We start from the raw sequence: 13,306 nt of genomic DNA, 5'->3' as shown, positions 1-13,306 counted from the left end.
GGACAGAGGTCATGACAAATCCGGCAAAAGCCATCCGCATCGGAACCATGGTCAAGGCGACGAACGAGGACGCCGCAGCCCGCATTTCCAAGATCGCGGATCTCGGCTTCGAAAGCTTCGAACCTTTCTTTTGGCAGACAACGAGCGGCCAGAACCTCGCTGAACTCGGCAAGCGCTGCGTCGATGCCATCGGCAACCGCGACATCACCATTTCGACGCTCGGCATGTTCGGCAATCCGCTCGAGGAGACCGCGATCGACCTGCAGACGCTCCAAGGCTGGAAGGACTGCATCGACAATGCCCATCATTTCGGCGCCACCTGCGTTGCAGGCTTTACGGGCCGAATCCGCAACAAGCCGCTGACCGAAAGCCTGCCGCGGTACAAGCAGGTCTGGAGCGAGCTCGCCAAGCGCGCCGCCGACAAGGGGGTCAGGATCGCCTTCGAGAATTGCGCGATGGATGGCAATTGGGCGACCGGCGATTGGAACATCGCCCACAATCCCGATGCCTGGGAGCTGATCTTCAACGAGACGCCGGATGACAATATCGGCCTCGAATGGGAACCCTGCCACCAGATGGTCTATCTGATCGAACCGCTGCCGCAGATTCGCAAATGGGCATCGAAGATTTTTCATGTCCATGGCAAGGACGCCACCATCCGCTGGGATGTGATCAAGGAGCACGGCATCTTCGGCAAGGAGAAGTTCGTCTTCATGCGTACCCCGGGATTCGGCGACAGCAACTGGACGGATATCATTTCCGAATTGCGCCTTGCCGGCTGGTCCGGCTCGATCGATATCGAAGGCTGGCACGATCCGGTCTATCGCGATGCATTGGAAATGACCGGTCAGATCCACGGCCTGAACTATCTCAAAAAGTGCCGCGGCGGCGAGTTCGTGGCGGATGCGGCCTGACCGCGCGCACGAAACGATCGGACATGCAGGGTGGCCGGCCAGAGGAATGCCGGCGACCGGATAACCACGAAGGAGGAGAACCATGGCTATCCGCAGGTATGCAATCATTGGCGCTCTCGCGCTTGCAGGCGTTTCGTCGTTCGGCCTGGCGGCCAGGGCGGATGATGTCACCGTCACCGTCTGGTCGCTCGACCGTGACATCCAGCCGGCGCCGAACCTGATCAAGGATTTCAACAAGCTGAACACCGGCATCAAGGTGGAATACCGTCAGATTCAGTTTGATGACGTCGTCAGCGAGGCCATGCGCGCCTATTCCACCGGTCAGGCGCCCGATATCATTACGGTCGATAATCCGGAGCATGCGCTCTTCTCGTCGCGCGGCGCCTTCCTCGATCTCACCGACATGATATCAAAATCGACGGTCGTCAAACCGGAGAACTATTTCCCCGGACCGCTGAAGTCGGTGATGTGGGACGGCAAATACTACGGCATTCCCAAGGCGACGAACACGATCGCGCTCTACTACAACAAGGACATGTTCAAGGCGAAGGGCCTTGATCCGAACAAGCCGCCGCAAACCTGGGCGGAACTGGTCGAGGACGCACGCAAGCTTACCGACCCCTCGAAGAACGTTTATGGCATCACCTTCTCGGCCAAGGCGAACGAAGAGGGCACTTTCCAGTTCCTTCCCTGGGCGCAGATGGGTGGAGGCAGCTACGACCACATCAATGCCGACGGCGCGGTGAAGGCACTCGAAGTCTGGAAACAGATCATAGACGAGAAGCTCGCTTCACCCGATACGCTGACGCGCAGCCAATGGGATTCCACCGGTACCTTCAACTCGGGCAACGCGGCCATGGCGATTTCCGGTCCGTGGGAGCTCGATCGCATGCTGAAGGAGGCGAAGTTCGATTGGGGCGTCGCCCTGCTGCCGGTGCCGCAGGAAGGTGCGGAACGCTCTTCAGCAATGGGTGACTTCAATTGGGCGATCTTCGCCAACACGCAGCATCCCGAGGAAGCCTTCAAGGTCCTCGAATATTTCGTCTCGCAGGATAACCGCATGTTCAAGGATTTCGGCCAGCTTCCGGCCCGGTCCGACGTCGCCATCCCGCCGACCGGCCAGCCGCTCAAGGACGAAGCCATCAAAGTCTTCGTCGAACAGCTGAAATACGCCAAGCCCCGCGGGCCTCATCCGGCATGGCCGAAGATCTCGAAGGCGATACAGGATGCCATCCAGGCGGCCTTGACCGGGCAGATGAGCGCAAAGGACGCGCTTGACCAGGCTGCCGACAAGATCAAGGCCGTGCTCGGCTAAGGTTGATCCCTGCATTTCCTCCCGGCAGGGGCTGTCTCTCCACTTAGCGAGGGCAGCCCCGATCGGAGTATCGGAGGCGCCATGAAAAGAATTCTTTCGAGCCTGGTGGACGGAAAGGGCTTCGATATCGGCCTTGTCGCCTTTCCGCTCGGCTTCCTGTTCCTCATGTCCGGCTTGCCGCTCATCTACAATGTAGTGATGAGCTTTCAGGAGGTCGATATGTTCAGCCTCGGCACGCTCGCCAGGCCTTTCGTCGGCTTCAAGAACTATACCGATCTCTTCGCACAGCCGGAAACGCTGCCGATCCTTGCCAATACGGCGATCTTCGTGGTCGCCTCGATCGCCGGACAATTCCTCATCGGCTTTGGCTTAGCGCTTTTCTTCTGGGTTAATTTCCCGGGTTCCTCCTGGCTGCGCGGCCTCTTCCTCGTTTCCTGGGTGATGCCCGGCCTCGTCGTTGGTGCGATCTGGAACTGGATTCTCTCGGGTGACTTCGGTGTGCTGAATTTCCTGCTGCGTGAGACAGGCGTCATCGGCGGCAATATTTTCTGGCGTTCCGACCCGCATTTCTCGCTTTGGGCCGTCATCATCGCCAATATCTGGCTGGGCACGTCCTTCAACATGATCCTGCTCTCGGTCGGGCTTTCCGGCATCCCGGGCGATCTCTACGAGGCCGCCGAACTCGACGGCGCCAATGTCTGGCAGCGCTTCTGGACGATCACGCTGCCGATGATGCGCTCGACGATTGGAGCCATCATCGCGCTCGGTCTGATCTTCACCCTGCAGCAGTTCGATCTTTTCGCGGCGATCACCTCCGGTGGGCCGAACAATTCGTCCAACGTCACGCAATACTGGGCCTGGGACTTGTCTTTCCGCCAATACGACTTTGCCAAGGGCGCGACCATTTCGGTCATCATGATCGTCTTCGTCATGATCGCCTCAGTGGTCTATGTCCGCTCAACACGTCATGAGGTACGCGGATGAGCGACGCCAGCCGAAACCGACTGATGCTTGCGGTTGCCGTCATCATGGCGGCGATCTACCTCTTTCCGCTCTACTGGATGTACATCACGACGTTGAAGAGCGGTTCGGAAATGTTTGCCACGCCTCCCAGCTTCTGGCCATCGTCGCCGCAATGGGCCACCTATGCCTATGTCTGGGAAAGCCGGAACATGGGACGCTATCTCTGGAATTCGCTGGTGATCGCCTTCGGTTCCGTCGCGCTGATCACGGTCTTCGGTGTCGGTTGCGCCTATGTATTGGCCCGCTATCGCAACGTCTGGGTGGATGTCGGCCTATTCCTGATCCTTATGCTGCAGGTCCTGCCGGCCTCGCTGATGGTCACGCCGATTTTCGTCGGCTTTTCTCAGCTTGGCCTGCTCGGCTATCCGCGCCTGGCCGTCATTCTCGCGATTGCGGCGAAAAGCATGCCCTTCTTCGTCGTGCTCGTGCGGGCCACCTTCATGGCTGTGCCCATGGAACTCGAAGAGGCGGGGCTCGTCGACGGCAACTCGCGTATCGGCGCCTTCTTCAACATCGTGCTGCCTTTGGCACGCAACGGCATCCTGGTCAGCGCCATCCTTATCTTCATGCAGGCCTTCGGCGAGTTCGTCTATTCGAAATCGATGATCCAGGCGGCGGAACTGCAGCCGGCAAGCGTCGGCCTCAACTCCTTCATGGGGCCGAACACCAATGAATGGAACAACATCATGGCCTACGCGACCATGTATGTGACGCCCATTCTCGCCATCTTCGTTCTCTTGCAGCGCCGCATTGTTTCCGGCCTCACTTCGGGAGCCCTCAAATGACCCTTCAGATCGAGCTTTCCGGCGTCAACAAGTATTATGGCGCCTTCCATGCCCTGAAGAACATCAACCTTGCCATCGAGGAAGGGACCTTTGTCGCGCTCGTCGGACCGTCCGGCTGCGGTAAGTCAACGCTGCTGCGTTCGCTTGCCGGTCTCGAGCGCATTTCGGACGGGGAGATGAAGATCGCCGGACAGCTCATGAACAATGTGCCGCCCCGCAAGCGCGATGTTGCCATGGTCTTCCAGTCCTATGCGCTCTATCCGCATATGACGGTTGAGGAGAACCTCACCTATAGCCTGCGCATCCGGGGTGTGAAGAAGGCCGAAGCCCGCAAGGCGGCCATGGATGTGGCGGCAACGACCGGACTGTCGCATCTCCTGAAGCGCTATCCTCGAGAGCTTTCCGGTGGCCAACGCCAGCGCGTCGCCATGAGCCGAGCGATCATCCGTCACCCCAAGGCTTTTCTCTTCGACGAGCCGCTCTCCAACCTAGACGCCGCCCTGCGTGTCCATATGCGCAAGGAAATCCGAGCCCTGCACGAACGCCTGCACGCCACCTTCGTCTATGTCACACACGACCAGATCGAGGCCATGACGATGGCCGACCACGTCGTGGTGATGCGTGACGGCGTCATCGAGCAGCAGGGCGCCCCGCTCGATCTCTATGACAGGCCGGCCAACCGGTTCGTTGCGGGCTTCATCGGTTCGCCGGCGATGAATTTCATTCCGGCTGTCGTTGCCGAAGGCGGCAATAGCCTCATTCTCGATTTCGGCTCGGAAAGGCAGGTACTTCCTCTCGCTCCCGCATCTGCTCTGCAGCCCGGCCGAAAGGTTCTTGCGGGCATCCGTCCTGAGCATATCACCATTGTCCCGCCGGGTGAGGGGAGTTTCGATGTCCGCGTGGCTGTCATCGAATCCACCGGCTCCTCGACGTTCATTGCGACTGCGACCGAACCGGAACTGACGATCGTGGAGACCGGGCGCGGGAACATTCGTGTCGGCGATCCTATCGCCGTTGCGATCAATCCATCTCAGGTTCATGTTTTCGACGCCGTCACCGAAGCCCGTATTGACGGGAGATGGACAGGCGTGCGTCCTGCTTTCGACGCTGAAAGGGCCGACGCGAGGCGTCTTCCATAAGATCCGTGATTTAGAGCGTAGCGCGTCCTGTCGGACGCGCTACGGCGCAAAATAGAGAGCCCGCAGCGACCTGGGTTCTGCGGAACTCTCAAAAAAATTCGCTGACGAGTGTCGGTTGCCGGCATTTTCCTTCGTCCTCGGGGAGCACCAAATGGATGGATGCTACCTGGAAGACGTTCATGGAGGACATTATGACTGACACAACTGCTCAAGCCGAACAGCCGCAACAGAATGCACCCGTTCTCGGTGGCCTGGTGCCCTATCTGATGGTGGATGGCGCCGTGAAGGCTGCGGAATTTTACCAGCGCGCTTTTGGCGCCGAGGAGGTCGCCCGGCATCCGGTCGACGAGAAGGGGCGCACGATGCATATTCACCTCTATATCAACGGCAGTTCGCTGATGTTGGGCGATCCCTATCCGGAATACGGTCATCCGGCGGAGAAGCCGCAGGCCTTCTCGTTGCTGTTGCCTGTGAGCGATATTGATAGCTGGTGGAAGCGCGCGGTCGATGCCGGTGCGGAAGTCGTCATGCCGCTCGAGGTCATGTTCTGGGGCGATCGCTACGGTCAGCTTCGCGATCCCTTTGGCGTCATCTGGGGCATGAATGCGCCTGTCGCCAAGTAGATCTCGGAAAAAACCAGCTTTGCAGACATAGCTTTCGATCGCCGCCGGACGATCGTTCCAGCCCGAACCGCAGTTCGGGCTGGATGAGGCTACTTGCCTTCCTAATCCATTTTTATTTTGATATTCTAATATAAAGGATCGCTGCTGTAGTCGGCAGCGGGCGGCATCTACCGCATACAAGGGCAACTACTCTCGTTCGATACGTTCAACGAATTCTCTTTGGGGAGGGGATAATGTGGAAATTTGTGTCACCCTTGACGATGATCCCGCGCGCGATGCGGCGTGTTTCGCCGGTAAGGGTTGCGCTGCATGCAGTCTGCGCCATCGGCTTTCTTGCGGGCGCTGCTGCCGCCCAGCAGCCGACTGAAGAGCAACGCAATGAGGTAAGGGCCGCTTGCCGTTCCGATTTTATGGCGCAATGCTCGGGCGTAACGCCGGGTGGCATGGAAGCGCTGACGTGCCTGCAGCAGCATAGCGCGTCACTCTCGGCTGCTTGCCGCAAAGCCGTGTCGGCATTGACCGCCAAGCCCAAGTCCTCTTCCGCCGCTCCCGCTCAGACGCAGTCGACCACGGCCGCGACACCGCCTTCGTCTGGCGCAGCACAGCCCACGCAAGCCCAGCAGAATGCTGTCAAGTCAGCCTGCCGCAGCGATTTCATGGCGCAATGTGCGGGCGTGACGCCTGGAGGAGCGGCGGCTCTTTCCTGCTTGCAGCAGCATAGTGCAAGTCTGTCTCCCTCCTGCCAGCAGGCGGTTGCGGCGCTTGGAGGTGCCGCGGGCTCGGCAACGCCGCCTGCTGCCGGCGGTGCTACGACTGCGATGCCGACGCCAACGCCGAGGTCCATGCCGGCTTTTTCGCCGCGCGAAGAACTGTTCATCGCACGCGAAGCTTGCGGATCGGATTTCCGCAGTCTCTGCGGGGCCGTACCACTTGGCGGTGGTCGAGCTATCGCCTGTTTGAGGGACAACCTGTCGCGGGTGTCGCCGGCCTGCCACAAAGTGCTGACCAGCGGATTGTAGGGGCAGCCGGTTCTGTTTGGGGAAGGGGGCAATCCCGAACGGTACAGCACGCATCAGGCGGTTCGCCTTCGCCATCTCCAGGCACCGGGAATTTAGGTTCATGTGCAGTTGAGCGATGGGCCTCCGGCGGGAGACGGTAGCCCTCCCTGTGACTTACCGCTCAGAGGCAACCGGTCGCGTATCGGCGGTCATCCGATTCCGCCTGATTGACAGTCCGCCGTTCAACCGATGAGAGATCGGCGCGCTCGACGTCGCCGATCACCGCTTGCCGTAGTTCGCGACGAGATAAGCGATAATCCTGGCCTGATCCTTTTCGTCCACCGGAGCACCGAAGGTTTTCACCATTTTCGTCACCTCTGCCTGCCAGCCCTTCTGGTCAAGGAAGACCGAGTTCATCTCAATGTAGTCGAGGCTGTGGCAGGCAGCGCAGTTCTGCTCGACGGTTTCGAGCCCATCGCCAGGCTTGAGTTTGATGGCATCCTCATCGGCGGTTGCCGACAGAGGCAGGGTCATAATCAGTAATGCGGCACCGGTAAGTGACTTGATCATCACTCTCCTCCCTCAGATCACTTGGAGCGCCAGCTTCTGGACGATGTTGTTGTGGTAACCGGCTGCGTTGAAGAGAAGCTTGTCGACCTGAGTGGCGCCGGAATTGTTGCGCGCTCGCACCATTACCGCCGCGGCCCCCGCCTTTGCTGGCGTGAACGCGTAGGTCCATTGCCGCCAAGCGAACCGGCCGACGTCGGTACCGAGCTTCGCCGGTCTCCAACTCGCGCCTCCATCGACGGAAAGCGCAACCTCCACGATGCCGTAGCCGCCGTCCCAGGCGATGCCTTCGATCTCGACAGCTTGACCGGCCTTGATCTCAGCACCGTCTTCGAGATTGGTGATCAGCGAGTTCACAACAATCTCGGTGATCGGGGTGGTCGGCGAATCGACGGGCTCCTGCGAAACGAAGCGCTGAACGACCGGGAAAAGCGCCTTCGGAATGCGATAGGCGGTATTCACCCAGAAATTCTTCAGCGGCTCGGTCAGCACCTCGATCTCGACGATGTGCTTCATCCAATAGGTGGCCGTCCAGCCGGGAACGATAATGCGCGCCGGGAAGCCGTTCCAGTGCGGCAGCAACTCGCCGTTCATCTCGAAAGCGATTAGCGTGTTCTCATCGATCGCCTTCCATACCGGAACGCTCTTGATGAAATCCGGCGTCTTGTCGACTGCAGGTCCGTCGGCGCCGTTGAATGAGACCTCGATGGCCTCCTGCTTCACACCAACCCTATCCAGCACGTCCCTCAGCCGAACCCCGCCCCATTTGGCGTTGCCGATAGCACCGTTGCCCCATTCCACGCCGGGCACATGAGGATTTGAAAAGCCGCGCCGCTCTCCGGAGCATTGGCACACCGCCGCAAGTTCGACCTTCTCGAAGCCGTTCTTCAGATCGTCGAGCGTCAGCTCGAGCTGCCGCTCGGCGCCTGCTCCGCCGATCTTGATCTTCCAGGTGGCCACATCAACCTCTGGAATGTCGGCAAGGTGATAGCGAACGAAGAAAGCATTGTTCGGAGTATAAGGTTCGTTGAAGAAGCTGATCGGCGTTTCATAGTTCGGCGGCCGATACGTCTTCTTGATCAACGGCACCTTGCCAGGTAGTGCCTCCAGCACCTGCTCGGCAAGGGTTCCGGACGGCAAGGTGGGCTGTGCCGCCCTGGCAACCGCCGCAAGCCATGGGGCGCCGCTGGCAAGCGCCAGCACACCAGCACTCTTCAGAATCTGGCGTCTGTACATTGCGCTTCTCCTCCCGATTTCCGTACCACTATCAATTGCCTGCGTTGGAAGTAGAGCCGGAAACGGCACGCGCGGCAGCAGCCTCGGCTGCGCGTTTCTCTTGCCGCCGCCTTCTGTACTCCTCGAAACGCTGCAGGACGACGTAGAACGACGGGACGAACAGGACCGCAAGGCAGGTCGATGCGATCATGCCGCTGAAAACGGATATGCCGATCGACCGGCGCGCATTGGCGCCGGCGCCGGTCGCCAACACCAGAGGCAGCACGCCGAGGATGAAGGCGAACGACGTCATCAGGATCGGGCGGAAGCGCAGGCGCGACGCCTCGACGGCCGCCTCGAGAATCTCCATACCTTCGGCGCGCTTTTCCCGCGCATATTCGACGATCAGAATCGCGTTCTTCGACGCGAGCGCAATCAGGAGGATAAGGCCGATCTGGGTGTAGAGATTGTTGGCGACGCCGACTGCCATCAACGCGCCCACCGTTCCGAGAAGGGCGAGCGGTACGGCCAGGATCACCGCCAGTGGCAGGATCCAGCTTTCGTACTGCCCTGCGAGCACGAAATAGACGAGAAGCATGGCAAGGGCGAAAATGAAGTAGATCTGCCCGCCGACTATCTTCTCCTGATAGGACATGGCTGTCCAATCGTAGCCGGTGCCCGGCGGCAATGTCTGATCCGCGATCTGTTCCATGAGGTTGAGCGCCTGGCCGGAGCTGAAGCCCTGAGCGGGCCCGCCGACGATGGTCGCAGTCGGATAGAGATTGTAGAGGCTGATCAGGGAAGGGCCTTGAACACTCGTAACATCGACGACGGTGTCGAGCGGCACCATCGTGCCATCGCCGGCCTTGACCTTGATGTTGCGAATATCGTCCGGGCGCATGCGGTAATCAGATTCCGCCTGAACGTAAACTTGAAAAACTCGACCGAACTTATTGAATTGGGTGACATAACTTGAGCCAATATAACCTGTCATGGCGGAAAAAACCTGGCCAACGGTAATGCCCAATGTCTCCGCCTTGATCCGCTCCACCACGATGGAAAGCTGCGGCACACTCGAACGGAAGGATGTACTCAGCCTTTGTAGCGAGGATTGGGCGTTGCCCTTCTGAACGATCGAATCCGCCATGGATTGCAGCAGCGGATAGTCGAAATTGCCGTCCCTGATCTCCACTTGCATGGTAAAGCCACTGGCGTTGCCGATGCCCTGGATCGGGGGCGGGACGATCACCAGGGTCTTGGCAGTCATTACGTTTTGCAGTGATCCGTTCAGATGCTGGTATATGGAAAGCAGATCCTGGCCCTGTTCCTTGCCGCGTTCACCCCAATCCTTGAGAACGACATAGGCAATGCCAGCGTTTTGCAGGCTGGCATTGTTGTCGAGAGCCGAGATGCCGCTGATGGTAAGCACCTGATCGACGCCGGGGGTCGCCTGAGCGATCTTTGCGATCTCTCCCATGACCGCGTCGGTGCGTTCCTTCGAAGCGCCGTCCGGCAGTTGCACGCTGATCAGCACGTAGCCCTGATCCTCGATCGGCAGGAAGGCCGTTGGGAGGCGCGTGAGGCCCCAGACGGCAACGCCGATCAAGGCGAGTGCAGCTAAGACTGCGATGCCGCTATGATGGACTAGGCCGCCGATCAGTCTCGTATAGCCGCGTTCTGCCGAATTGTAGATTCTGTTGAAGCCGCGATAAAAGAAATTACGCTGTTCAGGCGGCACGGGCGGTCGCAGCCAAAGGGCGGCCTGCGTTGGCTTAAGGGTCACCGCATTGATGGCGCTGATCAATGCAGTGGCGGCGATCACGAGGGCGAATTGCCGGTAGAGCTGACCGGTCAGGCCTGGCAGGAAGGCTGCCGGAATGAACACCGCCATCAGCACGAGCGTTATTCCGATGACCGGGCCGAGAAGTTCCTCCATCGCCTTTTCGGCTGCCTGTCGGCCGGACATTCCTGCTTCGATATGGCGTGCGACGCCCTCGACGATGACGATCGCATCGTCAACGACAATACCGATCGCGAGAACGATGGCGAAGAGAGTTGAGAGATTGACGGTGAAGCCGAGCGCCGCCATGGCAGCGAAGGCGCCGATGATTGTCACCGGAACGGTCGTCGCCGGTACGAGCATTGCCCGCCAGTCCTGCAGGAAAACGAGGATGACGATGAGCACCAGAACACCGGCCTCAATCAGCGTCACGTAGACTTCGTTGATCGAAGCCTTCACGAATTTCGTCGTGTCGAAGGGCACCGTATATTCGAGCCCCTGCGGAAAGCCCTTGGCGAGTTCCGCCATCTTCAAGCTTACCTCCTGCGCAACGGAGATGGCGTTTGCCTCGGGTAGTTGGGAGATGCCGATGCCGGCCGCAGGCCGGCCATTCTGCATGAACGATTGGCTGTAGGTCTGGGCGCCGAGCTCGACGCGGCCTATGTCGCGTATCCGCGTGATGCGGCCACCCTGCTGCGCGTCGACCTTGACGATGATGTTCTCATAATCCGGCGCATCGTTCAGCCGGCCGTTGACGTTGATCGTATATTGGAAATCCTGTCCACTCGGTACCGGCGGAATCCCCACCTGGCCGGCTGCGACCTCCTGGCTCTGATCCTGTACGACGTTGATGACATCCTGCGGTGTCAACCCGCGCGCCTGAAGCAGGTTCGGATCCATCCAGATGCGCATGGCGTACTGACCCGCACCGAAGACGGTCACATTGCCTACGCCTGGAAGGCGCGCGAGTTCATTCTGCAGGTTGATGACGGCATAGTTCGACAGAAAGAGGCTGTCATAGCGGCTGTCGGGCGAGGTGAGGCTGACGAATTCCAGGATCGCCGTCGACCTCTTTTGCGTCGTGACGCCCTGAACCTGCACCGCATTGGGGAGGGACGACATGGCGATGGCAACGCGGTTCTGCACCAGAACCTGCGCCTGGTCAGGATCCGTGCCGATGGCGAAGGTCACCGTCAGGGAATAGGTGCCGTCGCTGGCGCTCGTGGACTGCATATAGAGCATATCCTGCACGCCATTCACCTGCTGTTCGATCGGCAGGGCGATCGTATCGACGATGGTCCTGGCGCTGGCGCCCGGAAAACGCGTCGTCACCTGCACTGTCGGCGGAACAACATTCGGATATTGCGCCACCGGCAATTGATAGAGTGCGACCGCGCCGATGAGCACGAAGACCAAGGCGAGAACGTTGGCAAGCACCGGTCGCTCGATGAAGAAGCGCGAAATCATGCTGTTGCCCCTCGACGTTCAGTTGAAGCGCGGTATCGATTTCATTGCGTGGTAGACTTGGCAGAGGCGTCGCCCGCTGCATTTGCCGTGGGCGGACTCATCTCGATCTTTACTGGTGCAACCTTGCTGCCGGGGATCGCTTGCTGGATGCCCTCTATTACGACCCAGTCGCCGGCGTCGACACCGGAGTCGATCACGCGCAGCGAGCCCTCCCTCTGCCCTGGCTTGATCTGCTTCTGCTCAACAACGTCGTCTGGCCCAAGCACTAGCAGGTAAGTGCCCTGCTGGTTCGTGCCGATTGCATCGTTGCGCACCAGCAGTGCCTTCTCGTTTTTGCTGACGGGCACGCGCACCCGGACAAAAAGACCGGGAAGCATGGCATGATCCTTGTTGTCGATCACTCCCCGCACCTGCAGCGTTCCGGACGAGGAGTCGAGTTGCGGCGACGCGTAGTCAAGATGACCCTTGTGCGGATAGCCTTCTTCGGTCTGTAGCCCAATCTCCACAGGGATCTTCGGCAGGTCTACCTGCCGCAGGGTGCTTCCTTCACTGGCCAGCATCTGCTTGATCGTGAGGACCTGCATCTCGCTGACGTTGAAGTAGACATAGAGCGGATCGGTCTGAACGATGGTCGCCAGCTGGGTCGGGCCATTTACGCCGACAAGGGCGCCGACATCGACAAGATGATCCGTGACTATGCCGTCAAAGGGGGCAACGACCTGCGTGTATCCGAGATTGATATTGGCGATATCCAGACTGGCCTGCGCATTGAGAATGTTTGCGTTCGCCTCGTCGAGGGAGGCCCTGGCGCTATCGAAGGCAGCTTGGGTGGTTGTTCGGGTCTTCATCAGATTGTTCTGACGATCGAACTCCTGCTGCGCGCCGACTTGCGAAGCTTGCGCGGAGGTCAGCGTTGCCTTGGCCTGGTCGACTTGCGCCTGGTAGGTATTGGCCTGGATGCCGAAGAGCTGGGTACCCTTGGTCACCATAGTGCCATCGCGGTAATCGATGGATTCGAGGAAGCCCTGGACACGCGCCTCGATATCGACGGAGTTGAAGGCTGAGGTATTGCCGGTGAGCTCGAAGTAGTTGGTCACCGGCTGCTGAAGCGGCTGCGCCACGTTCACCTTTGGCGGCGGCGGCGGGACATAGGTGTTGCTGCTGCCGTCACATGCCGAGACGCATGCCAGGCACAGAAGCGCTACAGAGCTCTGCAGACCCTTACCCAATATTTCACGCATATTGCTGCCCCAACCCAGGAGTTCCAGTCTTCATGCGCGCGTCGAAACCCTCGGCTTCGAAGATTCAAACTTATGCGACAATATGAAGCACCAATGGGGAAAATTGCAATAGCCGGCTCGCAGTTGGATTGCTGCCCGGTATGAGTCTTATCAGTAGAAGTCCTCCGTGCGATTTCGGACGGCGGCGTCGGCGCGCGGGCCTTGGAACGTCTCAGCTTTTCATGGAAACGCAGAACCGC

11 protein-coding genes are annotated in these 13,306 nt (G+C 59.5%); 7 read left to right on the top strand and 4 right to left on the bottom strand.

Features of this window, described 5'->3' with window-relative positions:
* Positions 1–11 precede the first annotated feature (11 nt).
* The 7 genes from AAE029_RS20610 to AAE029_RS20580 all read left to right on the top strand — a co-directional run bounded on the left by AAE029_RS20610 (position 12) and on the right by AAE029_RS20580 (position 6,818).
* On the top strand, positions 12–914 hold the full coding sequence (locus tag AAE029_RS20610) for a sugar phosphate isomerase/epimerase family protein (protein WP_371074749.1): 903 nt from the start codon (positions 12–14) through the stop codon (positions 912–914).
* An 82-nt stretch (positions 915–996) separates the two neighbouring features.
* A complete protein-coding gene (locus AAE029_RS20605; protein ID WP_371074748.1) occupies positions 997–2,229 on the top strand; it encodes a sugar ABC transporter substrate-binding protein in 1,233 nt (410 codons plus the stop codon).
* A gap of 81 nt (positions 2,230–2,310) precedes the next feature.
* The gene (locus tag AAE029_RS20600; protein ID WP_371074747.1) at positions 2,311–3,213 is read left to right on the top strand and encodes a carbohydrate ABC transporter permease; all 903 of its coding nucleotides are present in this window, start codon (positions 2,311–2,313) and stop codon (positions 3,211–3,213) included.
* Entirely contained in the window at positions 3,210–4,037 is an 828-nt protein-coding gene (locus AAE029_RS20595) for a carbohydrate ABC transporter permease (protein ID WP_371074746.1), read from the top strand. The genes AAE029_RS20600 and AAE029_RS20595 overlap by 4 nt, the downstream gene beginning before the upstream one ends.
* Positions 4,034–5,176, top strand: a complete 1,143-nt coding sequence (locus AAE029_RS20590; RefSeq protein ID WP_371074745.1) for an ABC transporter ATP-binding protein — start codon at positions 4,034–4,036, stop codon at positions 5,174–5,176. The genes AAE029_RS20595 and AAE029_RS20590 overlap by 4 nt, the downstream gene beginning before the upstream one ends.
* 191 nt (positions 5,177–5,367) lie before the next feature.
* Positions 5,368–5,799: a VOC family protein gene (locus AAE029_RS20585; protein ID WP_371074744.1), complete on the top strand. Its 432-nt coding sequence runs from the start codon at positions 5,368–5,370 to the stop codon at positions 5,797–5,799.
* 233 nt (positions 5,800–6,032) lie between these two features.
* On the top strand, positions 6,033–6,818 hold the full coding sequence (locus AAE029_RS20580; RefSeq protein WP_371074743.1) for a hypothetical protein: 786 nt from the start codon (positions 6,033–6,035) through the stop codon (positions 6,816–6,818).
* A gap of 258 nt (positions 6,819–7,076) precedes the next feature.
* Here AAE029_RS20580 and AAE029_RS20575 read toward each other — a convergent pair whose 3' ends face one another.
* From AAE029_RS20575 to AAE029_RS20560, 4 genes are read right to left on the bottom strand one after another with little or no spacing between them, the layout of a single operon-like run.
* Positions 7,077–7,367, bottom strand: coding sequence for a cytochrome c (locus AAE029_RS20575; RefSeq protein WP_371074742.1), 291 nt, complete (start codon positions 7,365–7,367; stop codon positions 7,077–7,079).
* 12 nt (positions 7,368–7,379) lie between these two features.
* A complete protein-coding gene (locus tag AAE029_RS20570; RefSeq protein WP_371074741.1) occupies positions 7,380–8,600 on the bottom strand; it encodes a molybdopterin-dependent oxidoreductase in 1,221 nt (406 codons plus the stop codon).
* A 31-nt stretch (positions 8,601–8,631) separates the two neighbouring features.
* Complete coding sequence (locus tag AAE029_RS20565) at positions 8,632–11,826, bottom strand: efflux RND transporter permease subunit (protein ID WP_371074740.1); 3,195 nt, start codon at positions 11,824–11,826, stop codon at positions 8,632–8,634.
* 41 nt (positions 11,827–11,867) lie between these two features.
* A complete protein-coding gene (locus AAE029_RS20560; protein WP_371074739.1) occupies positions 11,868–13,067 on the bottom strand; it encodes an efflux RND transporter periplasmic adaptor subunit in 1,200 nt (399 codons plus the stop codon).
* Between the last annotated feature and the right edge of the window lie 239 nt (positions 13,068–13,306).

Source organism: Sinorhizobium sp. CB7, from assembly GCF_041357635.1.
In the GTDB taxonomy this organism is placed as follows: Bacteria; Pseudomonadota; Alphaproteobacteria; order Rhizobiales; family Rhizobiaceae; genus Rhizobium.
The sequence above is the reverse complement of the archived record's forward strand: the minus strand, read 5'-3'. Positions and strand labels throughout refer to the sequence as shown.

Coding starts and splice junctions, on each gene's coding strand:
- AAE029_RS20590 (WP_371074745.1), top strand. CDS start 4,034: ATGACCCTTCAGATCGAGCTTTCCGGCGTCAACAAGTATTATGGCGCC.
- AAE029_RS20610 (WP_371074749.1), top strand. CDS start 12: ATGACAAATCCGGCAAAAGCCATCCGCATCGGAACCATGGTCAAGGCG.
- AAE029_RS20570 (WP_371074741.1), bottom strand. CDS start 8,600: ATGTACAGACGCCAGATTCTGAAGAGTGCTGGTGTGCTGGCGCTTGCC.
- AAE029_RS20600 (WP_371074747.1), top strand. CDS start 2,311: ATGAAAAGAATTCTTTCGAGCCTGGTGGACGGAAAGGGCTTCGATATC.
- AAE029_RS20575 (WP_371074742.1), bottom strand. CDS start 7,367: ATGATCAAGTCACTTACCGGTGCCGCATTACTGATTATGACCCTGCCT.
- AAE029_RS20605 (WP_371074748.1), top strand. CDS start 997: ATGGCTATCCGCAGGTATGCAATCATTGGCGCTCTCGCGCTTGCAGGC.
- AAE029_RS20565 (WP_371074740.1), bottom strand. CDS start 11,826: ATGATTTCGCGCTTCTTCATCGAGCGACCGGTGCTTGCCAACGTTCTC.
- AAE029_RS20560 (WP_371074739.1), bottom strand. CDS start 13,067: ATGCGTGAAATATTGGGTAAGGGTCTGCAGAGCTCTGTAGCGCTTCTG.
- AAE029_RS20580 (WP_371074743.1), top strand. CDS start 6,033: ATGTGGAAATTTGTGTCACCCTTGACGATGATCCCGCGCGCGATGCGG.
- AAE029_RS20595 (WP_371074746.1), top strand. CDS start 3,210: ATGAGCGACGCCAGCCGAAACCGACTGATGCTTGCGGTTGCCGTCATC.
- AAE029_RS20585 (WP_371074744.1), top strand. CDS start 5,368: ATGACTGACACAACTGCTCAAGCCGAACAGCCGCAACAGAATGCACCC.